The 24,003-nt window shown below is 51.3% G+C and carries 20 protein-coding genes; 5 read left to right on the plus strand and 15 right to left on the minus strand.

Annotated features, from left to right (window positions below; all coding sequences use genetic code 11):
• Positions 1-152: 152 nt before the first annotated feature.
• The 6 genes from ABLU88_RS24730 to aspA form a co-directional block, all read right to left on the minus strand.
• Positions 153-2,240: a DUF1176 domain-containing protein gene (locus ABLU88_RS24730; RefSeq protein ID WP_348838309.1), complete on the minus strand. Its 2,088-nt coding sequence runs from the start codon at positions 2,238-2,240 to the stop codon at positions 153-155.
• 68 nt (positions 2,241-2,308) lie between these two features.
• A complete protein-coding gene (locus tag ABLU88_RS24735; protein WP_004097892.1) occupies positions 2,309-2,899 on the minus strand; it encodes a transcriptional regulator in 591 nt (196 codons plus the stop codon).
• Positions 2,900-2,919: 20 nt separating this feature from the next.
• Complete coding sequence (locus tag ABLU88_RS24740) at positions 2,920-4,689, minus strand: protein-disulfide reductase DsbD (RefSeq protein ID WP_348838313.1); 1,770 nt, start codon at positions 4,687-4,689, stop codon at positions 2,920-2,922.
• Entirely contained in the window at positions 4,665-4,988 is a 324-nt protein-coding gene (gene cutA / locus ABLU88_RS24745) for a divalent cation tolerance protein CutA (RefSeq protein WP_192467699.1), read from the minus strand. Before cutA ends, ABLU88_RS24740 begins: the two co-directional genes overlap by 25 nt.
• Positions 4,989-5,082: 94 nt before the next feature.
• Positions 5,083-6,384, minus strand: a complete 1,302-nt coding sequence (locus ABLU88_RS24750) for an anaerobic C4-dicarboxylate transporter (protein WP_014227594.1) — start codon at positions 6,382-6,384, stop codon at positions 5,083-5,085.
• A 118-nt stretch (positions 6,385-6,502) separates the two neighbouring features.
• Positions 6,503-7,939 carry an aspartate ammonia-lyase gene (aspA, locus tag ABLU88_RS24755; protein ID WP_004097898.1) on the minus strand — a complete coding sequence of 479 codons (1,437 nt, stop codon included), beginning with the start codon at positions 7,937-7,939 and terminating at the stop codon, positions 6,503-6,505.
• Between the two features lie 338 nt (positions 7,940-8,277).
• On the opposite strand from aspA, the gene ABLU88_RS24760 reads away from it, so the two are divergent.
• Entirely contained in the window at positions 8,278-8,754 is a 477-nt protein-coding gene (locus ABLU88_RS24760; RefSeq protein WP_224382147.1) for an FxsA family protein, read from the plus strand.
• Positions 8,755-8,773: 19 nt separating this feature from the next.
• On the opposite strand, the gene yjeH is transcribed toward ABLU88_RS24760, so the two are convergent.
• Positions 8,774-10,033: an L-methionine/branched-chain amino acid transporter gene (gene yjeH / locus ABLU88_RS24765; protein ID WP_025107653.1), complete on the minus strand. Its 1,260-nt coding sequence runs from the start codon at positions 10,031-10,033 to the stop codon at positions 8,774-8,776.
• Positions 10,034-10,267: 234 nt separating this feature from the next.
• Between yjeH and ABLU88_RS24770 the strand changes: the two genes are divergently transcribed.
• The 3 genes from ABLU88_RS24770 (at position 10,268) to ABLU88_RS24780 (ending at position 12,738) form a co-directional block, all read left to right on the plus strand.
• Positions 10,268-10,561 (plus strand): co-chaperone GroES, encoded by a 294-nt coding sequence (locus ABLU88_RS24770; RefSeq protein WP_003855929.1) that lies wholly within the window; start codon positions 10,268-10,270, stop codon positions 10,559-10,561.
• Between the two features lie 43 nt (positions 10,562-10,604).
• The gene (gene groL, locus ABLU88_RS24775; protein ID WP_004097907.1) at positions 10,605-12,251 is read left to right on the plus strand and encodes a chaperonin GroEL; all 1,647 of its coding nucleotides are present in this window, start codon (positions 10,605-10,607) and stop codon (positions 12,249-12,251) included.
• A gap of 133 nt (positions 12,252-12,384) precedes the next feature.
• Positions 12,385-12,738: a DUF4156 domain-containing protein gene (locus ABLU88_RS24780; protein WP_004097909.1), complete on the plus strand. Its 354-nt coding sequence runs from the start codon at positions 12,385-12,387 to the stop codon at positions 12,736-12,738.
• A 47-nt stretch (positions 12,739-12,785) separates the two neighbouring features.
• On the opposite strand, the gene yjeJ is transcribed toward ABLU88_RS24780, so the two are convergent.
• The 8 genes from yjeJ to ABLU88_RS24820 form a co-directional block, all read right to left on the minus strand.
• Positions 12,786-13,652, minus strand: coding sequence for a YjeJ family protein (gene yjeJ, locus ABLU88_RS24785; protein WP_025107651.1), 867 nt, complete (start codon positions 13,650-13,652; stop codon positions 12,786-12,788).
• A gap of 22 nt (positions 13,653-13,674) precedes the next feature.
• Entirely contained in the window at positions 13,675-15,798 is a 2,124-nt protein-coding gene (locus ABLU88_RS24790; RefSeq protein ID WP_348838319.1) for a peptidase domain-containing ABC transporter, read from the minus strand.
• On the minus strand, positions 15,791-17,077 hold the full coding sequence (locus ABLU88_RS24795; protein WP_064405839.1) for an HlyD family secretion protein: 1,287 nt from the start codon (positions 17,075-17,077) through the stop codon (positions 15,791-15,793). The genes ABLU88_RS24790 and ABLU88_RS24795 overlap by 8 nt, the downstream gene beginning before the upstream one ends.
• Before the next feature lie 80 nt (positions 17,078-17,157).
• Positions 17,158-17,520, minus strand: a complete 363-nt coding sequence (locus ABLU88_RS24800; RefSeq protein ID WP_004097919.1) for a hypothetical protein — start codon at positions 17,518-17,520, stop codon at positions 17,158-17,160.
• Between the two features lie 448 nt (positions 17,521-17,968).
• Positions 17,969-18,982, minus strand: coding sequence for a fimbrial protein (locus ABLU88_RS24805; protein WP_025107648.1), 1,014 nt, complete (start codon positions 18,980-18,982; stop codon positions 17,969-17,971).
• A gap of 4 nt (positions 18,983-18,986) precedes the next feature.
• Entirely contained in the window at positions 18,987-21,521 is a 2,535-nt protein-coding gene (locus tag ABLU88_RS24810; RefSeq protein ID WP_348838332.1) for a fimbria/pilus outer membrane usher protein, read from the minus strand.
• Positions 21,522-21,571: 50 nt separating this feature from the next.
• Positions 21,572-22,264, minus strand: a complete 693-nt coding sequence (locus tag ABLU88_RS24815) for a molecular chaperone (protein ID WP_048262030.1) — start codon at positions 22,262-22,264, stop codon at positions 21,572-21,574.
• A gap of 57 nt (positions 22,265-22,321) precedes the next feature.
• Positions 22,322-22,882 (minus strand): type 1 fimbrial protein, encoded by a 561-nt coding sequence (locus tag ABLU88_RS24820; RefSeq protein ID WP_025107645.1) that lies wholly within the window; start codon positions 22,880-22,882, stop codon positions 22,322-22,324.
• Between the two features lie 481 nt (positions 22,883-23,363).
• Here ABLU88_RS24820 and ABLU88_RS24825 point away from each other — a divergent pair, with 481 nt between their 5' ends.
• Complete coding sequence (locus ABLU88_RS24825) at positions 23,364-23,930, plus strand: winged helix-turn-helix domain-containing protein (RefSeq protein WP_004097927.1); 567 nt, start codon at positions 23,364-23,366, stop codon at positions 23,928-23,930.
• Positions 23,931-24,003 lie beyond the last annotated feature (73 nt).

The following is a 24,003-nucleotide window of genomic DNA, read 5'->3' on the forward strand; positions in this document are numbered from 1 at the left end:
TTTCAATCCCCTGCTCTACCGACTGAGCTATCCGGGCAACGGGGCGCATTAAACCGTAATCCGTACTCGGCGTCAATCAAATTTCTCGATTTATCTACCGGTTGCTTAAGTTTGCGGCAATTCTGCGCCTGAAGACGCTTTTTTGCTGAAAATTACATCATACCGTTGTCGCCTTCACGGATTTTCCAGCCGCTGGTCACCGAGATAGCGCGGCGTAATCCGGAGATCGCGTAGTCGCCAACAATGTCTTCGTCATCGCGCGGCGAGCTGATTGTGATTTCCGCATCGACGCCGTGACGATAGGCGCCGTGGTGGCTAAAGATGGTGCCGATAAAACATTTATCGTTCAGCCAGACCGGGATATATGCCACGGTTTCATAGATATAGTTCGACGCTACCCCGCTGTAGTAGTTTTCCGCGTCGTCGGATGATGTGCCCGGAGGAATAGGGCAAATTGGCGCGTCATTGTCGCTCTGCGGCTTATCCTTGAGCAGGTTGCTCTGCATTACTTCCAGCGACTTCAGCAGGTCTGACTTTTCCCGCTCATTCAGCGCGGGCGTCAGAGGCTGGTCTTTTTCCGGCGAGCGAATGTCGTTAAGGGTGTAGCGATAGCGGATTGTCACTGCCGGCGTACTGCCTGAGGGGCCAAACGGGCGCAACAGATAGAGATTATCTTCGCCAAACTGGCCGTTGTACCAGAGCGCGTAAACCTGGCCGTTAATGCGCACCCAGTGACTCCACTGGTTGGCGCCGCGGCCGTTGAGAGAATAGAGCGCGCCCGGAACGCCTGCGTCAAAATCATCGCCATTGCCGCTATCATCGCTGTTGACCGCAGCAAAAGCGTCGTCGCTGCGTTTTAGTATCCCGGTATAGCTAAAGAGTCCGGTGCCGCCAACGTAGCTGTCGATAATTAAATCGCGTTTACCGTCTCCGTCGAGGTCGACCAGCGTAAAGCTGACTTTACCGTTTTCGGAGTCGGCGCTGATATCGGACTGGAGAAACGCCTGCCACTCATCATCGCTGATATCGGCGGACGGTTTTGTCGTCGATACCAGAGAGTCGTCCGCGTAGGTCAGCGTAAAATGGCTGACGTTCCCGCTGAGGGGGAACTGCTCGGCGATATTATTCAGATCCAGTTCAGGATTGGCCTTCTGCTCCTTTAATACGGCGTTATACAGCGCTTTCAGCGCGTTGTTATCGGCATCTTTCTGCTGCTTCGGAATAACCTGGCTCACAAAGGTGGGCAGCATCCACGCGCCGCCGGGGGCGATCTCCCGGCAGTCGCCGGTGGTGTATTTCAGGCTCTGGACAAACGTTTTGCCATCCCAGACGCGCTCTTCACCGCTGATGCAGTCGGCGATACCGCGGCCTTTATTGAAAAAGGTGAGCACGCCGTCGGCATAGCTGGAGGCGTCAGTGGTGACCAGCTGAGGCTGGGTCATAAACGCCTTGTCGACCACCCACGTTGCATAGCCGTCGTTGTAGGCAGCGCGCCAGCACAGCGCCTGAATCAGCGTGTGGCTTTTATCCAACGGCGTTGCGGTGATCTGGCGCTCAGATGCCGGGATATCCGCGTTTTGCCAGTCGTCGCAATGGCTGTTTAGCAGAGGGACGAGCTGAGGACGGAGTTTCTGCCGCTGCTTTGCCGTCAGCGCTGCGGTGGCAGCATTGTGGATGACCGGCGCGGCGATAATTTCCGGCGCGGGCGCGGCTGACAAAATATTGTCATCACCGGCGTCGCCCTGGCGTAACAGCGCATCGGCAGTGCCCAGGCGCTGCTGAAACTCATCCATTTTCAGGAATACGGCGCTGCTGCCCGCGTCGGAGAGCGTCTTACGCTCGCCGTTAAGGGCAAGCTCAATTTTGCCGTTGTGCTCCAGGGCCTGAATCAGGGCCGCCGTTTGGGTGTCGTCAAAGCGAAAGTGGCTCTCGTCGGCGGCCTCAAGTGGACCGTTATCCCGATCGTCAATGAACAGATTTACCGTTGCGTCAGGGGGGATATCGCGTTCGGTTTGCGCGAAAGTCGCCACAGCGATGACGTGCTGCGCCGCGCCCGCATTGCGGGTCAGCAGAACGCTGACTTCGCCCATGGTGGCGCCATAGCCGGCGGCTCGGCAGGTCCCGGTGTTGTCGCAGGCGAGCTCCCAGTCTTTGTGCGCGAAAGAAAAGCCCTGCGGAGAAGCTGCCAGGAGCGGTGTTGAACACAGCCCCATGATGGCAACCCAAAGAAGAGAGCGCATATCAAACCCTGTCAGCATATCGATGAGGAGGGGATTATATGCGCGATGAATTGGTTAAGATATCGGAATCAGGTCAGGGCGCCGCCCATACGGCACTGGGCAAAACGCAAAATGTCTTCTGCCAGGCGACGCGCGGTATCGACATCCGTCTGGCTGCGCTTGATCAGCAGTCGGCTCAGGCAGCCTTCAACGATTAGCTCCATCTGCTTTGCGACCATTGCCGGATCGTCAACTTCGAGCTGGCTAAGCAGTTCATGGGTATAGGCCAGCGAAGCCTGCTTTTGCTGCTCGGCCAACTGATGGATCGGATGCTGAGGGTCCGGATAAAAAGTACAGGCAGCAATAAACAGGCAGCCGGGATAACGATGGTTGCTTACGCAGGTGGTCAGCGCGGCGTAGCGGGCCAGCAGCTTCTGCTCCGCGCTGAGCGACTCGTCCAGTAAAAGCTGGCGGCGCCAGGCATCGACCTGATGGCTGAGATAGCGAAGCGCGTCGTACAGCAGCGCTTCCTGGTCAGGCCAGAAACGTTTGAGGTCATTGAGCGGGTAAGCCACGCGCTCGGCGACCATTTCCAGCGTGGTGTTAGCGATACCCTCGATTTCGAGGATTTGGATGGCTTCACCCAGGACATCTTCACGTTGCACGGTCTTTTCCTCCATTATTCCTCCTACAGTGTCGCTCACGGTTGTCGATCGCGCAAATGGGCGCTGAATGCCGCGGCATCCATAAAGCCGGTGACGCGCTGCGCGGGCTGCTCCTCCCCCTGTTCATTGAAAAACAGAATGGTGGGCAAGCCGAGCACCTGGAGGTGCTTCAGCAGCGCCGCGTCCTGCGCGCTATTTTTGGTGACATCAACCTGCAGCAGAACGGTCTCTTTCAGGGCCTGTTGCACCTCAGGTGAGGTAAAGGTGTATTTCTCGAACTCTTTGCAGGCCACGCACCAGTCGGCGTACAGGTCGAGCATCACCGGTTTGCCTTTCGCCAGCGCCAGCGCCTGATTGAGCTCATCGACGCTATGGATACGGGTAAACTGGAGATGGGACTGCCGTTGCGCGACCGGCGCATCGAAAGCCCAGTCCTGCAGCGGACGGGCGCTGACCAGCGCGGCGCCGAGCATCGCTATTTGCACAATACGCAGCCAGGGGCGCGTGCCGCCCAGCGAGGTAATAAACGCCCAGCTAAAAAAGGCGACGCCAAGCAGCGACCAAAGCCGCAGGCCCCACGGTTCGCCCACGACACGCTCGAGTAAAAATACCGGCAGCGCCAGGATCACAAAGCCAAAGGCGGTTTTGACGTGGGCCATCCACGGGCCGCTTTTCGGCAGCAGACGGTTACCGAATACGGTCACCAGGATCAGCGGCAGCCCCATACCGAGCGCGTAGAGGTACAGGGTACCGCCGCCCAGCCACAGATTACCGCTCTGGGCAATATAGAGCAGAATGGCGCTCAGCGGCGCGGTGGTACAGGGCGAGCAGATTAATCCGGCAATCGCCCCCATGGCGAATACGCCGCCGGGTGAACCGCCCTGGCGTTTATTGCTCATCATCGTCAGGCGCGTTTGCAGCGACGAAGGCAGCTGGAGCGTAAACAGACCAAACATCGACAGCGCCAGCAGGATAAACAGCACCGACAGGCCGATCAGCACATAAGGGTGCTGCAGCGCCGCCTGGAACTGCAGGCCCGCAGCGGCAACGACCAGCCCCAGGGCGGTGTAGGTCAGGGCCATACCCTGGACGTAGATAAAGGCCAGCAGCAGCGCGCGGGCGGTGGAGAGGCGTTTTTGACCGCCCAGCACGATGCCGGAAATCAGCGGATACATCGGCAGAACGCAGGGGGTAAACGCGATGCCGATACCAATCAAGAGCGCCCACAGCGCGCTAAAGGGGAGAGCGGCATCTTTATTGTCCACAGCGGGGGGCGGAAGTTCAGACGGCGACTCTACCGGCAGCGCCGGGCGCGTTTCCAGCGGCAGAGGCGGGGTCAGCCCGGGTTGCCCGACGGCGGTATCGCTGCCGGAGCGCGCGAGCGCGTTGCCGAGCGGCACGATTTTGGTTTCCGGCGGATAGCAGAAACCGGCATCCGCGCATCCCTGATAAGTCACGGTAAGAGTCGCGCCGGCGGCGGCGTGAGTCAGAGTGACCGGCACGGTCAGGCGCTGGCGGTAAATTTCGCTTTTACCGTAAAACTCGTCCTCATGCCATTCGCCTGCAGGCAGCGAGGGATCGGTAAACGCCGCATCGGCGGACGTCAGCTTTATCTGTTTACGGTAAAGATAGTAACCATCCTTGATTTGCCAGGTCAGATTAAGATCGTGTTGATTCTGCTGAAAATCGAAGGCAAAAGCCTGGTCAGCAGGAACAAAGTTCGAGCGGCCAGGGGCGTCGAACAGGCCGGCAATGGCCGATGTGCTGCAAAGCAGCAGGATCAGCGTAATGATGCGTTGAGCCATGAGAGGTAATCGTTGTCTCCGTGAATAACGGGCAGAACCAGAAGTTCAGGGGTTTGATACGGGTGATGGGACTTCAGGCAGTCCAGCAGCGCCTGCTGATGGGCACGGTCGGTTTTCAGCAGCATTTGCACTTCATACTCCTGCTCCAGTTTTCCTTCCCAGTAGTAAAGCGATGTCGCTCCCGGCAGGAGAGTGGCGCAGGCGGCGAGTTTTTCCGCCAGCGCTTTGGCCGCCAGGTCCTGGGCGGTCGCTTCATCCGGCGCGGTACAGAGTACAACAACAGCATCAGGCATCGTCATCGTGAACCTCGTATCAGCGAAAAGAGGCACTATAGCATGCAAGATAGGGAGGATTAACGAAACGGGCCAGGATCTGGCCCGAATTTGAAGAGATTTACAGCATGATGCCGCCGAAAATAAACCCGAGGATCACGCATAGCGTAATGGCGATGACGCCGGGGATCAGGAAGGCATGGTTAAAGACATATTTGCCTATGCGGGTGGAGCCGGTGTCATCCATTTCGACCGCCGCCAGCAGGGTGGGGTAGGTCGGCAGAACGAAAAGGGCGGAGACGGCGGCAAATGAGGCGATGGCGGTGAGCGGGCTCACGCCCAGCATCAGCGCGGCGGGCATCAGCGCCTTAGTGGTCGCGGCCTGGGAATATAGCAGGGTCGCGGCGAAGAACAGCACCACCGCCAGCAGCCACGGGTAGTTGTGCAGCAGGTCGCCCGCCACGGTCTGGATATCGCTGATGTGGGCTTTGACGAAAGTATCCCCCAGCCATGCGACGCCGAGAACGCAGACGCAGGCGCTCATGCCGGATTTAAAGGTGCTGGCGTTGAGCACTTCACCGGTGTCGATTTTGCAGGTGATGCTTATCAGCGTCGCGATAGTCAGCATAAACACCACAATCGCTTCGTTACGCGGCAGGACAGGATCCTGGATCAGCCCTACGGTATCGCTGATGGCGGTGGCGTAGAACATCACCGCGACGATACCGATCAGAAACAGTAATACCGAGCGTCTGGCGTGCGGCTTCAGTTCAAAAACCTGGCTGCCGCGCAGTTTGACTTCCCCTTTTGCCAGTCGCTCCTGATAAATCGGGTCGTCTTTCAGCTCACAGCCGAGGAAGTTACAGACGATGGCGGTAAGCATGACGGCAATCAGGGTAACCGGAATACAGATCGCCAGTAGCGTCAGGTAGCTGACGCCCAGGGGCTCGAGAATACCGGCAAAGAAGACCACCGCTGCGGAAATCGGCGAGGCGGTAATGGCAATCTGCGAAGCGACCACCGCAATGGAGAGCGGGCGTGAGGGGCGGATGCCCTGTTCTTTTGCCACTTCGGTGATAACCGGTAAGGTTGAGAACGCCGTATGCCCGGTTCCGGCAAGCACGGTCATAAACCAGGTGACCAGCGGCGCGAGAAAGGTGATGTATTTGGGATGACGCCGGAGCATTCGTTCGGCAAGGCTGACCAGGTAATCCATCCCTCCGGCGACCTGCATGGCGGCGATAGCGGCGATAACCGCCATAATGATTTCGATGACGTCGAAGGGGATCGCGCCAGGTTTAATTTGAAACACGAGGGTCAGGACGAGGACGCCCAGGCCACCGGCGAAACCGATGCCGATTCCCCCGAGCCTGGCCCCCAGATAAATCGCCAGCAGGACAATAACGAGTTCTGCACCAAACATATTTGCCTTCCTTGTTTTATTAACAAGTTGATATTGGGTTGTTGTAATTTAGTAAATCAATAAGAACAAAAAGGGCATGTCATTGCTGACATGCCCGTGGTTAGTTTAATCGGAAAACCTACTGTTCGCTTTCATCGGTATAACGCTTCGCTTTATAGGCCGGATGCATCAGGTTTTGCGCAGAGAAGATATCGTCCAGCTCCGCCGCGGTCAGCAGGCCGCGTTCAAGCACCACATCCCGCACGCTTTTGCCCGTTTCAGCGCAGATTTTGCCGACGATATCGCCATTGTGGTGGCCGATATACGGGTTGAGGTAGGTGACGATGCCAATGGAGTTGTAGACGTAGCTTTCACATACCGCTTTGTTGGCGGTGATGCCGCTGACGCATTTTTCCAGCAGGTTGTAGCAGGCGTTGGTCAGAATATGGATAGATTCAAACATCGCCTGGCCAATCACCGGTTCCATCACGTTCAGCTGCAGCTGGCCCGCTTCGGAAGCCATGGTGACGGTGGTGTCGTTACCGATTACTTTGAAGCATACCTGGTTGACCACTTCCGGGACCACCGGGTTAACCTTGGCGGGCATGATGGAAGAGCCCGCCTGCAGTTCAGGCAGGTTGATTTCGTTCAGGCCAGCGCGCGGGCCGGAAGAGAGCAGGCGCAGGTCGTTACAGATTTTGGACAGTTTTACCGCCAGGCGCTTCAGAGAGCTGTGGACCATCACGTAGGCACCGCAGTCGGAGGTCGCTTCGATCAGATCTTCCGCGGGGACAACCGGCAGGTTGCTGACTTCCGCCAGTTTTTGTACCGCCAGCTGCTGATAGCCATCCGGGGTGTTCAGACGGGTGCCGATAGCGGTCGCGCCAAGGTTCACTTCCAGCAGCAGTTCCGCGGTGCGCAGAATGCATTTGGTCTCTTCGTTAAGCAGAACATTAAACGCGTGGAACTCCTGACCGAGGGTCATCGGTACCGCATCCTGTAGCTGAGTCCGGCCCATTTTCAGAATGTCCTGGAACTCCACGGCCTTCTGCTGGAAGCCTTCGCCCAGCTGATTAATCGCATCGATCAGTTTGAGGATGGAGGCGTAGACCGCGATGCGGAAACCGGTCGGGTAGGCATCGTTGGTGGACTGGCATTTGTTAACGTGGTCGTTCGGGTTGAGATACTGATATTCGCCTTTCTGATGGCCCATCAGCTCAAGGCCGATGTTCGCCAGTACTTCGTTGGTGTTCATGTTAACGGAAGTGCCCGCGCCGCCCTGGAACACATCGACCGGGAACTGGTCCATGCATTTACCGTTATTCAGGACCTCATCGCAGGCGGCGATAATGGCATTGGCGACGCTTTTGGGGATAGTTTGCAGCTCTTTGTTAGCCTGCGCAGCGGCCTTCTTCACCATCACCATTCCGCGGACAAATTCAGGGATATCGCTGATTTTGTTGTTGCTGATGTAGAAGTTTTCAATCGCTCTCAGAGTATGGACGCCGTAGTAAGCGTCAGCTGGAACTTCCCTTGTACCCAACAGGTCTTCTTCGATACGAATGTTGTTTAACATGTGAACCTTCTCTTTCAAGCTGCCTATGAATTCACCAAATACGCAGAATTAATGGGATCTAGCGCATTTTCTGGCCGCAGATTATTTCCTTAATCGGCCCGGTGCCCACGATCATATGCTGATGATAGCGAATATCAGCCGCCCTGATCACTTATTATGTAGTGAATCTTATAAGAATTATTAATCTGTGAAATGAGTCACCGGTTTTCTAATTTTGAAAAAAATAAGCTTTTTTTACGATTGAAAAGTGACGTTTTGGCCCAACATCTTGCTGATGCGAATAGCACATCTATGACTACGGGCGCCGATGCTGGCGTCTGTTAATGAAGGAGACGCCGGTGCGTTGGATTCCGTTAATTGCCGTTTTTTTATACGTTTACATTGAAATCTCGATCTTTATCCAGGTCGCTCATGTGCTTGGCGTTCTGCTGACGCTGATTCTGGTGATCTTCAGCTCGGTGGTGGGGATATCGCTGGTGAAAAACCAGGGCTTTAAAAACCTCATGCTGATGCAGCAGAAGATGGCGGCGGGGGAGAGCCCGGCCGCAGAGATGATCAAAAGCGTGTCGCTGATTATCGCCGGTTTGCTGTTGCTTCTGCCGGGGTTCTTTACCGATTTCCTGGGGCTGCTGCTGCTGTTACCTCCGGTACAGAAGCATCTGACCTTAAAACTGATGCCGCATCTGCGCTTTAGCCGGATGCCGGGCGGCGGGTTTAGCGCCGGAAAGGGCGGCGGCGATACCTTTGAAGGCGAATACCAGCGTAAAGACGACGAACGCGACCGTCTCGATCATAAAGACGATCGCCGCGACTAACATGCATTGCCCGGGCCGGTTACTCCGGCCTGGAATACCCCTCCGCCAGCCTGCGCTTCGGTAAAAACAGCCACAGTACCGCCAGCATGATAAACGCGTAAAGGCTCTTCCAGCCCACCATCGCCAGCAGCAGCAGGCACAGCAGGCTGCCAAACGCCGCTAACGCGCGATAACGTCCCTCAAGCAAACGGCAGCCCGCCAGCATGCACAGCAGATAGATCATAATAAAAATGCCGTTGGCGTAGACGATCAGCGCATCAAGATTGATATTGAGCGCATAAATGCATAACGCGCTAATGACGCAGCAGCCGAGCACCGCGTTCAGCGCGTTGCGCGGAATCTGTCGCGGCGACAGCCGGGCCAGATAGCTCTCGGGTTTGTACTGCGCCTGCGACCAGACCAGGCGAGCAAAACTCTGAATATAGATATTGAGGCTGGCGAAGCAGGCGAGATAGCCGATAACGCAGGCAATCCACAGCGCCTGCACGCCAAACAGGTGCACCACGATATTGGGCAGCGACGCGGCGGCGGCCATCTCCTCGCCAAAGGCATGAAAATGCAGGACCAGCACGGTACAGGCCCAGTAGACGGAACCCGCCAGTAATAAGCCAATCATCAGCGCGCGGGGGAAATCGCGTTCCGGCTGCTTAAACTCAGAGGCCAGGTGTGCAAAAGCCTCCAGCCCGACAAAGCACCAGAACATCACGGAAAGCGCGGAGAAAAGCTGCGAACTATCGATTTCAGCGGGCGCGGGGAAGGGGATCTGCGCGGGATTGATCGCGCCGCGCCACCAGATGGCGACGATCAGGGCGACAATCAGCACGGCAACCAGCGTTTGTAGATTGGCGCTGGAGCTGGCTCCGCGGGAACCGACCCACCAGATAATCGCCAGCGTTCCCAGCTCGGCCAGCAGCAGCTGGCTGTCGTGCCAGCCAAAAAGCGCCTGACCAAAGCCGGTGGCGATGTGCAGGGCCGCGGGTAATCCCACCGGGATCACCGATAAAAAGAGCCAGCCGGTGACGCGCGCCAGACGCGGGCCAAAGGCCATATTCACAAAATGCGCCACGCCGCCGGCGCTGGGAAAGTGGCGGCCCAGCGTCGCAAAGACGATAGCGATGGGAAACACCAGTAAAATCAGCGCCGGCCAGGCCCAGAGGCTGTTATCGCCGGCGACCAGCGCGGCCAGTGCCGGAACGGCGAAGACCCCGGTTCCCAGTAATGACGTGGAGAGTAATCCCACGCCTTGAGCCAGCCCTAACTCCTGTTTTAAACCACTCATGATTCAACCTTGCGCCCGGCAAAAAAAGGATGGTATCACAATCGCTTTTGCTTATGACGTCAGGCGAGGACGGCAAATTTATGTGCGTCCGAGCACGAGGACAAATTTTTTTTTGCGTTTCCCCTTGAAGCGGTAAAACCCCATCCCCATCTCTCAGGGCACTAGCCGGAAAACCGTGTGCGGACCGGCGTCATCCATAACTGATAATGACTTTCTCAAAGGAGAGCTATCAAAATGAGTATTCGTCCGTTACATGATCGTGTGATCGTCAAACGTAAAGAAGTTGAAACGAAGTCTGCTGGCGGCATCGTTCTGACCGGTTCTGCGGCAGCAAAATCAACTCGTGGCGAAATCATCGCTGTCGGTAAGGGCCGCATCCTGGAAAACGGAACCGTGCAGCCTCTGGACGTTAAAGTTGGTGACATCGTCATTTTCAACGATGGCTATGGCGTGAAGTCCGAGAAGATCGACAATGAAGAAGTGTTGATCATGTCCGAAAGCGACATTCTGGCAATTGTTGAAGCGTAATCCGCGAACGACACTGAACATACGAATTTAAGGGAAAGATAAAATGGCAGCTAAAGACGTAAAATTCGGTAACGACGCTCGTGTGAAAATGCTGCGCGGCGTAAACGTACTGGCAGACGCAGTTAAAGTAACCCTGGGCCCGAAAGGCCGTAATGTGGTTCTGGACAAATCCTTCGGTGCGCCAACCATCACTAAAGACGGCGTTTCCGTAGCGCGTGAAATCGAGCTGGAAGACAAGTTCGAAAACATGGGCGCGCAGATGGTGAAAGAAGTTGCCTCTAAAGCGAACGACGCTGCAGGCGACGGTACCACCACCGCAACCGTACTGGCTCAGGCTATCATCGCTGAAGGCCTGAAAGCCGTTGCTGCGGGTATGAACCCGATGGACCTGAAACGTGGTATCGACAAAGCTGTCGTTGCCGCCGTTGAAGAACTGAAAGCGCTGTCCGTACCGTGCTCTGACTCTAAAGCCATTGCTCAGGTAGGTACCATCTCCGCTAACTCCGACGAAACCGTAGGTAAACTGATCGCGGAAGCGATGGACAAAGTCGGTAAAGAAGGCGTTATCACCGTTGAGGACGGTACCGGTCTGGAAGACGAACTGGACGTGGTTGAAGGTATGCAGTTTGACCGCGGCTACCTGTCCCCGTACTTCATCAACAAGCCGGAAACCGGTGCTGTTGAGCTGGAAAGCCCGTTCATCCTGCTGGCTGACAAAAAAATCTCCAACATCCGCGAAATGCTGCCGGTTCTGGAAGCCGTAGCGAAAGCTGGCAAACCGCTGGTTATCATCGCCGAAGACGTAGAAGGCGAAGCGCTGGCGACCCTGGTGGTGAATACCATGCGCGGCATCGTTAAAGTGGCTGCGGTTAAAGCTCCGGGCTTCGGCGACCGTCGTAAAGCTATGCTGCAGGACATCGCAACCCTGACCGGCGGTACCGTTATCTCTGAAGAGATCGGTATGGAGCTGGAAAAAGCGACTCTGGAAGACCTGGGTCAGGCGAAACGCGTTGTTATCAACAAAGACACCACCACCATCATCGATGGCGTGGGTGAAGAAGCTGCGATTCAGGGCCGCGTTACTCAGATCCGTAAGCAGATCGAAGAAGCGACTTCTGACTACGACCGTGAAAAACTGCAGGAGCGCGTTGCGAAACTGGCAGGCGGCGTTGCGGTAATCAAAGTTGGCGCAGCGACCGAAGTTGAAATGAAAGAGAAGAAAGCCCGCGTTGACGATGCCCTGCACGCGACCCGTGCTGCGGTTGAAGAAGGCGTGGTTGCCGGTGGTGGCGTAGCGCTGGTTCGCGTTGCGGCTAAACTGGCTGGCCTGACCGCTCAGAACGAAGATCAGAACGTCGGTATCAAAGTTGCGCTGCGCGCAATGGAAGCTCCGCTGCGTCAGATCGTATCCAACGCCGGTGAAGAGCCGTCAGTTGTTGCTAACAACGTGAAAGCCGGTGAGGGTAACTACGGTTACAACGCCGCAACTGAAGAATACGGCAACATGATCGACTTCGGTATCCTGGACCCAACCAAAGTGACGCGTTCTGCTCTGCAGTACGCAGCATCCGTTGCTGGTCTGATGATCACCACCGAGTGCATGGTTACTGACCTGCCGAAAAGCGACGCGCCTGACTTAGGTGCTGCTGGCGGTATGGGTGGCATGGGCGGTATGGGCGGCATGATGTAATCGTGCGCTATACCCCTTAGAAATAAAGAACCCTCGGGCAGAAATGCTCGGGGGTTTTTCTTTTTGTCGTCTTTTTAGTATAAGGTTGTACATCCGGGCCAGTGCGTCCAGCTCATTGATCGTGGGGAATAACATGCAGGTAAAATATTTAGCAGGGATTGTCGGCGCAGCATTGTTGTTAGCAGGTTGCAGCTCCAGCAACGAATTGACCTCTGGTGGCCAGAACGTACGCTTTGTTGAGGATAAACCGGGTTCCGAATGCCAGCTGTTAGGCACTGCGACCGGTACGCAGAGCAACTGGCTGTCCGGGCAGAATGGTGATGAAGGCGGCTCTATGCGCGGTGCGGCAAACGCTCTGCGTAACCATGCGGCAGAAATGGGAGGCAACGTGATTTACGGCGTCAGCAGCCCGACGCAGAATCTGTTGTCCAGCTTTGTCCCGACAGATAGCCAAATGAACGGCCAGGTTTATAAGTGCCCGAATTGATTTAACAGGTGCCTCTTTTGAGCCAATAGAGGCACCTGGCATATTTTTTAGCGCGCGTTGATTTTGGCCTGTGTCGCCATGTAGAACGCATGTAAAGGCCGCAGGCACTCCTCCAGCGACAGCATTCTTCCCGGCTGAGAAGGAATAATTTGGCTAAAAATCTGGCAGGGCTGATGCTTTGCGTGCACTTCTTTCAGTTTTGGGCTCTTCTCAATTAAGCGCATCACTACGCTATTCTCCTGCTCTGACGGATGGGCGGCGTTGGTTTTAATCACCGCGCCGGAGATGATTTTTCGTCCTGCCTCCGTATCACAGCAGTACAGCACGCCCAGATAATGGGAAAACAGATTGAGCTTCCACTCATCCTGGATGTACTGTTGATAATCAACATTCTTGTTATTCGTTAAATCCAGGGCATATAGCATCAGGCTTTCCAGTGATGACGTTAAATTTTTAATCAGTTCGTTATCACCGGCGTTTTTAAGAGATTGCTGAACTCCAACCAGCAGCGCTTCAACCTGCATATCATCAATGCGCAGCGTAGCAATTTGCTCGTTTTGCAGCACCAGAATGAGCGTTGACCAGGTATCTCCTGGTTTTAACGTAATCGATATGACTCGCCTTTCCGAATTGGGCTGCTGGACTTCCGGCATATCTATAACCGGGGTGTTTTCTATGAGCTGCTCATTAAAAGCGACCAGTTCGCTCTTATAACTTTCACCTTCAGCGTTTAAGCGCTGTAATACGATGGCCATCCTGTGTTGTAAAACTAACAGGAGGTCGGTAAGCGCCTGGGCCTGAAGATAGTAAGACTGGCAAAGTTGATTACTCAGCTTTACTTTGAGCATTAAAGCTAAAAATTTGTCTTCATATTTAATTGATGCGGTATTAAAACCAATAAACGTGCCTTGCATTCGGATCTCCTTTTCCTGAGGGTTACGCTGGTGCCAGCGTGCGTAGCTGTGATAAATCAATGATGCGATCGGCCGAGGCAATGGTGGATGGCCGATGGGCGACGATGATTCGGGTAATGCTTAGCCCAGAGATAGACTGGTTAATCACCGACTCATTTTTAAGATCGAGATGACTGGTGGCTTCATCCATAAACAGAATGCTGGGTTTTCGATAGAGGGCGCGAGCGATTAAGAGCCGCTGTTTTTGCCCGCCAGAGATGCCTAAACCGAGCTCGCCGACAATGGTTTCGTACCCCATCGGCATTTTCATGATTTCATCATGGATATTACATCTGCGTGCGCATTCAACGATAAAGTCCATATCGGCGTTATCTTCAAAGCCGCTGATATTATCGATCAGGGAACCCGAAAAGAGTCTGTCTTCCTGCAGAACGCAGGCCGTTCCATGACGGAAGTTGTTAATGCCGATTTTCTGAATATCGAGGTTATCCGCTATCACATCGCCGCTGGTTGGGGACAGCAGGCCGCACATGACTTTCAGTAGCGTGGTTTTACCGACGCCGGAAGGGCCGACCAGCGCGATGGATTCGCCCGGTTCAACGGTAATATTTAAATTAGAAAAAATAGGCTGCGAGAACGGATCGTACTGGTAGCTGAGATTCTTCACTTCCAGTTTAACGCCCGTGTTTTCTGCAAAAACGCGTCGTGAAGGCAGTTCTTTTTCCGGCTCGCTAAAGACGATCTCTGAAAGACGCTCATTATGTAACGACAGCATACGCAGCTGCATAATCAGATCGATCAAACTTGAGGCGCGCTGCGAGAACTGACCGCGATAGGCATTAAAGGCCATAAACATGCCAAGGGTCATATTGTTATCAATAACCATAATTGCCCCCAGCCAGAGAACCGCAACCTGGTCGATAGAAGTAATAAAGGTATTAATACCGCCAAACATCATATCGAACCGAGTCTGTTTGATGCCGGCATTACAGGCGTCGATGTTGATATTTAACCAGTGCTGCGAACGGCGTTCTTTTAAGTTCAACGCCTTAATGGTTGAAATACCGTAGAGCGACTCCATAAAGTGCGAGCTGGAACGGGCGCCCTTGATAACCTGCTCTTCGGCAACGCGGCGGTAGAAGCTGTAGGTCGCAAAACGCATGATGACGTAGCATAAAGTAAAGCCCACCACGACCCAAACCAGCCAGCCGCCATAAAGCGTTAGCATAATCAGCAGGCCAACGGTCATAATCGAATCGATAATGCCGGTAACAATACTATTGGTGAAGGTTGAGCGGATAGTATCCAGCGAGGAGAAACGAGACTGAATATCGCCCAGATGGCGCTTCTCAAAAAAGGATAACGGCAGGCTCGCCAGATGATCGAACAGCGTTGTCTTCCACTGAATATTGGTCAGCGTATTTAACGTTAATGAGATCCAGGCCCGCAGCATACTAATAAATGTACGGAAGAGCGTGAAGAAAACCAGGCCAATACAGATAACCGAAAGCAGGCTCTGATCGTGCGCCATGATGACGTGGTCGGTAACCAGCTGCGTGCCGATGGGTAACAACAGACCGATAGCCTCAACCACTACCGAAAAGGCAAAGATCTTGAGCAGGACGGATTTCAGCCCAACAATATTACGCATCAGGTCCAGCAGGCGTAGACGAGATTTCGCCTGTTCCTGCTGAAAGTTTTGGTCCGGCCATAGCTCCAGCGCAACGCCGGTAAAGTTATTGGACATTTCCTGGATGCCAATAACCCGTTTACCCAGCGCCGGGTCGTGAACAATAAAGCTGCTTTTACGCACTTTAGTGAGCACCACGTAATGATTCAAACCCCAGTGGATGACGCAGGGCAGCTTTAGCTGCTTGATTTCATCCAGGTCGAGGGATAGCGCGCGGCTTTTCAACCCGGCATGTTCCGCCGTTTTGCTCAACGACATGAGCGTAACGCCCTGAGAAGGACTGCCGTAGCGATGGCGGAAGTTGAGCAGGTCGATATTGAGCCCGTAGAAGCCGCAAACCATCGCCAGACAGGCGATACCGCATTCGGCAGCCTCCGACTGTAATATCACCGGCGTTTTATGGCGGAGCGAAAAATTTAGCTTATCGGTAATCGTTTTAAACAGTTCTTTATGCATCGATCGGGCCACTCACGCTTTGCGTCATCTTATAGAAAGGGGTAAACATCCACATATAAAGCGGACGCTCTTCAAGAAAAACTACCGCCTGAGCCTTCAGGCCGTTAGAGAGCGTGAGCGTTTTTCCGTTGTAGTTAAAAGTCTTGTCTTTAATTTTTATAATGGCTTTATAGAGCGCCAACTCCTGCTGGCTAGTGCCGTTATTAACGTTGGTATATTCAGCCATCTCCTGGCGTGATGCTGGAACCGAGGAGATAGAAATAACCTTTCCTGGAAATTGCCCAAATTTATCCGCAGGAAAAGCATCATAGCGAATATTAATCGTGTCGCCTGGCTTCACATAAGGGATAGTATTATTGGGTAACCATAGGATGAGATAATACTCAATATCCCCTGTGGGTTTGATCTGTGCGAGGCTGCTGCCGTTCTCAACCATCTGCCCCTTAGTCACGGCCAGCGACTCAATCTTTCCATTGGTCGTTGCTTTAATAATGAGATTACCATTCGCGTTGGATTCTACCAGCTGATTTTTGTAATCATTAATTTGATTGTGCTGGCTGGAAATCTGATTATCAAAGTCTGCTGCTTTGGTTATTTTATCGCTATTGGTTTGCGTGAGCTGAGATTCCAGCTGCATTTTTTGGGTAACCAGGGATTGATAGGCGCTTTGCTGTTGAAAATATAAAGAATGCTGATAGTTATACTGGTCTTTAGTGATCAGACCATCCTTGAGGTATTTATCATAGCTGGATAAGTTGGTATGCATTTTGTTTAAGCCTACCTGAGTCGTCGCCAGCATGCGATTAGTTTCAGCCAGTGAGGCGCTGGTAGTTTTAAGCTGTTTATCAAGGGCGGTTAATGTTTCAGCTTTATTGCGCGTCAGTTTGCTTATAATATCTTCCGCATTAGCAATTTTTTCATTAATCACTTCAATTTGGGCTGCGCTCACATTCCCATTAATGGTATTACGCGAAACGTCAAGCTCATAAAGCGGTTGGCCTTTGTTTACGATATCACCCACTTTTACGTGCTGATTAACAACAAAACCTTGCTGTGGTGCGAAGACGTTCACGGAGTGGGGGAGCGTAATGACTTCGCCACGCACATCAATGCGCTGAGTGAAGGTACAAAATATGAGAGATAATACAAGAGCAATAAGAAAAAGTGATGCTAACAAGGTAACCAACCATGCCGGGATGCCTGCTAACAATAATGCTTTCCCTTTCCAGTGAATTTTTTTGTACTCAATCGCTTCCTTGCGATAGATATTTTTTAACATTGTTATCAGCTTTGAGATAGAGAATTAAGATAAAAGAAGGCTCGTCAGAGCCTTCATAAAGTTATGGTCTGAAAACTTTCTTACCAGTAGGCTAGCGTACCATCAACAAATCCATCAAACATCTCGATACATTTATCGAGAGTGATATCCCAGCCAACCATGGCACCAGCAATAGCGCCACCAACGCCGCCAACGCACAGACCGTAAATCATCCCCACCGCCTGGCCAATTGACCCGATACCCAAAATGCCGCCACCGTTACCGCCGAAGATGCCGCCCATAGCAGAACCGGCAAGTGCGCCAGCTGTGGCGCCTAAAATGGATGCTCCGATAGCTTCAGCGCTATTAAAAACAATACTGGTTAAGGCTCCAGTTATCGATGAGAAGTCCCAGGAGTAGCCACCAGAAATCTCTTCCATTTCAAATACAGTGAGTTGTTTCATTATATATTCCTTTAATATATGAGTGCTTTAAGAAAACAACAACAAGTCAAAATCTATTTTGACATTTTTAGAAAATGAAATACACGAAGGTGCAAGGTGGTATTTCGAGGCTGATTCTAATATGTGACTGTTATTTTTCAATGTCCGTGTTGATGATTGATTAGTGAATTTTTAGCGGTTCATGTATCAGCTTTAGTGAATTAATATTGATGGCGTGATTGTGTGTGAGAGAACGGATTGATAACGACAGGCATTTTAACCGCCACACTTCAGGCTGCCTGAGCGTTGGCTGAGCGCGCTCAGCCCAGCCACTTAATGCAGTAAACTGCCAGGTATTCTCTCACTCACCACTCGAATAATTTTGGATTTATAACGTTTTTGCTTTTATTCATCATTAAGTCTATGTAAAACTTGCTGGTATATGCTTATATCCTTGCTCACAGGGGAATTATTCCTCCTGCAGGATGACCTCTAAATCTGTTTTTATCTCCCCAGTGATGCCTGCAGAGACATTTTTAGCGATTTTAAAATAGTCAGCAGTGAGCGTTAAATCCTGACTCTTAGTACTGACGAAGGGGTAGGCACTCAGATCGTTAAATTTTATCGCAGAACCATTTTTTTTAAGAATGATACCTATGTTTTGAGCGCCGTCTGGTAATGAATTTAGTAATAGTCCATTTACGCTTGTTGATGCTACAGATATAGGGCTAAACCAGTAAACATATTTTTTATTGATTTCTGAATCCGGGCAGTTAATATCGAGTATAATATTTTTGGACTTGCCTGCGGCACTGCCGACTGCTACGGAATTTAAATCCGAAATATCAATGGTTGATAGTTTTACGATACCTCCATTGCGCGGCGAGATTTCGCAGGTAGTTTCCTTAAAAGTAATGTTAGTCAAATCCACATTGATTCTGAATAATTCAGCGGTATTCGATGCACCCGTGTTGGTCTGATTTGGCGGGCCAGCCATAAAATAAACCGCCGTTTTGTTTCCCTTTTGTTTCGTTATGGGGCCGGTTTTCACTAACCAGACCATGACCTGTCCAGACGCTTTAGAAAAATAATGATTGCTGGCTATTTCTGGCTGATCTATTTCTGCAGGGGAAAAATAGTTAACTGATGGTAAGGTAATATCAGAAATCTGAAACCCAATACCGGGGATACCTGTCTCATAAACTATTTTTCCACCAATTTTAGTAATATTAGATGGGCTTACGACAGGTACGGTTCTGACGACATAAACATCGCTGGAACTACACGATGAAAATGTTTTGGGATTTACACTTCCACGTCTTGCCGACGCTAATATGCTACCGTTAGGTAATGTGGAATCCGCGATGACAGAACCGTTAAAACTAACGGTAATCGCACCGCCACCCGTTTTACTATATGAGCAGGTAGCCACCGCCTGTAAGCTTATGCTGAGTAAACTAATAATAAAAAAAAGACATTTCATAGTATTACTTTCCCTGTTGGTGGCAAACCGCAGTCGTCTGCGCGATGCCTTCGATTTCCCTGGCCAGACTATAAGCCGCTTTACACTGCTGGCCAGTCTTTGAACCCCACTGGGCATAGACTTCACCGTTATCTTTTAGACCGGACATGTAGACCATCCCACCATCAGACACGATACTGGCCTGGGCATTTTTATCGGTAGTTGACGTTACCGTTGCGCCATACGGCACGTTTTCGCCTGATGCTCTCTTAAGGATAAGGAATGCGCGGCGGCCAATATTACCCGCGAAGTTCGCCCGTACCACGGCTGCACGTGTAGGCACGACTTTTTGCGTCGTATTTGGCAATTCCATATTATTCCCCAGAGTCGTGCTATCTAAGGTTACGTTGGTCCGATGGTATGGCGTAACGTACGGAATAATCGCGTAGCCGCGGGAGTCCGTTTCGATAGTCGCGTCGTTTTCCAGGCGTACATTTTTCAGCCCGGGTGCTTTAACCAGTACGGCGGTTTCAGACATTTCCTGACCCAGGGTAATACCGTCGGCATGCATTAATACGCCGCCGCTGAGACCATAGTTAATCAACTGGCTATGTTTGGCATAACTGTAGCCGGCGTTAACTGAACCCGTTGAACCACGATAGTTGCCGTAGACGCCGCCGCTGGCATCCTCCCGATTGCTGTAGCCCTGCTGTACGTTCCAGTCGAGGTTATGATTTTCCAGCGCCACCCCGCTCAGAGAAACATACTGATCGGTCGAGCCCGGGCTGCTGTTGGTGACGTTGTAGGTCGCATAAGCATTAGGCAACCACTCGCTTAAAGGAATAGAGATATTAAATGAAACGACATGGTCATCCTCTACATAACGGCCGGAGCCACTATTTCCCCAGCTGTAGCGGCTATAGCTATAGCCGGCATAATAGTTAAAGCGACGGAACCCGCCGTTGTAACCAATATTCAGCGAGTTATTGTGGCGCTTGCTGTCCCAGTAATCCTCGAATATACCGGATACAGAAAGGCTACCTAACCCGGCCCCCAGGCTTTGGCTCACGGTAATATTGGTTCTGTTACGCAGAGAGCGTGGAGTATAGCCGCCGTATCTGTTGCTATAGGTGTTCATCACATCGCTTAGCGTATTGTACCCGGAGGTCGAATAGCGGTAGCCGGCTACGGTAATATTGGTGCCGGTCTCAAGAATATTTTTACCATAGCGGATACGCCAGGATTGGCCGGACGTTTTATCTTTATCTTTCTTGTGGGACCAGGCTGTCGTGACGTCTGCGGAAACCGCGCCAATATCGCCAAGGTTTTGCCCGACTCCGAAAGCGAGCGCCTGATAGTTGGATGCCGCCTGCAAACCGGTATAGAAAGTGGTGTTGCTTAAGACACCGTAGCCGATCGTAGCCTGCGTAAACGGTTTTTCATCTATATTGCCGTCATATGGGCGATATTTACCGCTCGTGACCTCATACTCCATCTGGCCTTCTCTGAGCATTAATGGCAGAGAGGCGTAAGGCACGACGAAGTTCTGTTGGGAACCATCGGACTCCTCGACGGTGACGTAAAGGTCACCGTTGCCGCCGGTCGAGTAGAGATCGGTGATTTCGAAAGCGCCCGGAGCGACAAAGGCCTGGTAGATTTGATAGCCATTCTGTTTAATGACGATGCGAGCGTTGGTCCTGGCAATACCCCGAACAATTGGTGCGAAACCGCGCAGGCTTTCAGGAATCATATCCGTATCGGTTGCCAGCTGAATCCCCGTGAAGGGCACGCTGTCAAAAATGCTGGAGAGAGAGGTGCTTTCACCCATGACTAAAGTGCTTTTCAACGACACAATGCTTCGCTGCGCATAGAGATAGACGGAATCCCAGTCACTCTTCGTACCTGCTGATTTATTCCAGGTACTAAGGTTGCGCAGGCGCCACGGCCCAATGTTCAGGCCGGATTGTAGGTTAAGATTGTAATACTCATTGTCTGCTTCATAGTCTTTGCCTGAACTGAACTGATAGTTGGTCAGCAAGGCGTTAATACCGTCATCAAACTCATCGGGAGAAACAAATCCCTGAGCTATCGTCGACAGGGCTGCCTGCGGTATGGATATCAGCAGCTGTTGAGTATTAAAGTTAAAATCGGTGGTGAAATCCGGGATGACGCTCGTATCAGCACAGCCGTTAGCATCCTCTTTTAATGTTGGAAATGCTTCGGAACGTAAACCATAGGTGGTTAATTTAGCAATGCTTAAACATGGCGCGAGTTTTAAGGCATCAGTCGCCGGATCTTTTTTGTCAACAAAGCGAATATCGGCCGTTTCTTGCAGACTATTATTTAAAATAACGTCAATGCGGTACACTCCTGGTGCCTGTGCATCCCTGGTTGAATACAGGGACAGGTCCGGTATTGAGGATGGATCGCCCTGATTTACTGACTTTATAAAAGCGGGATCAAAAAAATCACGTGCCAGGGCATTAGCGCTTAAACCGAGAGCGAGCGCCGGAACGAGAACGAAAAATGTGTGGTAGGTTCCGGATAGCGCCCCTCCCATCTTTTTTATTGAAATAGACATACTTTTCACCCTGGCCAATGAAAAAGAATTTAAATCGATGAGGTGTTAGCTGGGCCCGAGCCCCCATTATCCGTAGCCACCTTCCATACGATCTCTGAACCATTTATACCTGCAGGCAAAGTAAATTCTTTGCTGGAAAAAGCATCAATGTTATTAACTGAACTAGTAATATCCCTGCCGTTTATTGTTATTGTTTTAAAATAAATAAAGAATGGGGTCGGGTTTTTTAACGTTATTTTATTACCGGACTTACGCCACTGCAGATTTCTGGCCTCAGTAGTAATATTCATATCCTGAATAGCGCGTGGACGATAGATGAGGCGCATTCTGTGGCGAACGGCGAGCTGTAGCTTGTTTTTATCGGCTTCACTATCGCTGGTTGGCGGGATAGACATAACGTTAAAGAAGTAGACGGTTTCACGATCCTTTGGTGCTTTGGATATATACGCATTAGGAAAAACACGCACCGTATTCGTTTGCTTTCCCTCCAGACGGAAAAGTGGAGGCGTCACCATAAAAAAGCTGTCTTTCGTTCCTTCAGGTGCTTCTACCCAGGATTTAATAAGATATGGCGTATCATCTTTATTTTCAATGTTTGCGCTGATTTCTCGCGCGCCTTCTTTATAAAGATGACGGGTTGAATCCACCACGACTCCGCTGTGGGCTACGAAGCTGATGGTAATAAAAGAAAGTGTAGTTAGCCTTAATAATGACTTCAGCATAATTCATTCCCTGAATATAAGAATGGGGTTTACCTCAGGTAAACCCCGGCATGCTTATTAGTAGCTAATAGTAAAGGTTGCTACACCCTTAACTGCACCATCGGTAACGCCATTTGCGGTTTTAACGTATGCGGCTTTATAACGCAGATAAGAAGGCGTACCCGCAGTATATGCAATAACCTTAGGCGTAGTGCCGGTGAAGCTTACGCGAGTTCCATCGGTATTAACCACGGTAACCGCAGCGTTAGTCGCCGGGCTGGCCGCGGAGTTGGTCAGCACGTCATCCTGGCCGCTGATATAGTCGCCTGTTACGGTGACGTTGATATTGCCACTAAAGTCTTTAGCGCCTTTCTGGCAGTCTTCGATTTTGTACTCAATATCTTTTGCTGTAGACATATACGGTGCGTTGACAGCCAGGGCCTCCAGCACGGATGCTTTTACATCATCCAGCGTTAAAGATCCGCCTGAAATCATCGCGGACGGCGTTACGTTACAGGATTCGCCGGTGTCGGTTACGTTGCCCAGAATAGTCAGGTTAGAACTGTTCCCTGCCGCAAAAGCCTGGGCACTCAGAACTGCTGAAGCAGCGACCATTACAGCTACAATTGTTTTTTTCATTTATTTAATCCATATAGAGATACTAAAGTCCTGAATAGCGTCATGGCGTGGATGTTAATTAGTATGAATAGTAATAACTAGCATTCCGCTATGCTGCCTGAGCGCTATCGTTATCTTTCTCCTGCCGCCACTATTGTACAAATCAGCGCGTATTGTGCCGGAGCGGTAACAAATCTAAGTGCAGGGTAGATAAAATGCATGTGAATTCTGCTTGAATTTAAAGCTTGTTTATTGAAGGTTGCAAATTCACAAGTAGACTTCGTAGATAATAACGAGCGTATCTGGAACGTATAGTTGTAAATCAGTCTTCCATTTGGTTCAAATATCATGATAATATTATCTTTGCTCTGGGAGGAGCGGGAATTTATCCTTGAAATTATCTAATCTGGCAGGCTAAAAGGGATGTGTTGTGTTTGCTAAAGGTGAATTTGAATTTAATTCATCTTTGTTTCATATGGAATGGTGAGAGAGGATTGGGATTATGATATTCAATGAATATATCATTAATAATGAAGTTATTTTTAATGTAAATATGAATGAGCTACAGCCTGTAGGAGAGAATGGGGACAGCGTGACCCTCAATGTGCCAACGGCACGCTGCCTGCAACTTTTGCTCGAAAGCAACGGGAAGATTATATCCAGGGAGGAGTTTCTGGATATAGTGTGGAAAAATAGAGGGATTGTTGTTTCTCAGAATACGTTCTATCAGAACATTTCCTTGCTAAGAAAATCATTACTGAAAGCAGGATTATCGCAAGATATTATTGTCACAGTAAGGCAGCGGGGATTTGTTCTCGCCGCAGGATCAAATATCGCGTCATTCTTCCGAACGGACGAAAAAGAGCCAGAAAACCCTGAAAATGTGCAGATCACCGCGAGCACATCTTCGCCTCCGGTTGAGAACAATGTGACTCATAATTTAGCCATTCAGGAAGATGCGCAAAAAAGTTTCAATGACAATAAAGCAACAGAGTTCAAATTACCCAAGTGGATTTTACCCCTGCTATTGGTTATGACCGCAGCAAACATTCTTTCTCTTTTCTTGTAGCTTTAATGAATGGGTCTACAGCTTGCTTTTATATTTGCTTTTACTTTCTTTCAGAAAGGATAACGACTGGTTT

Source organism: Klebsiella sp. GW_Kp182, assembly GCF_040062275.1.
Classification (GTDB): domain Bacteria; phylum Pseudomonadota; class Gammaproteobacteria; order Enterobacterales; family Enterobacteriaceae; genus Klebsiella; species Klebsiella michiganensis.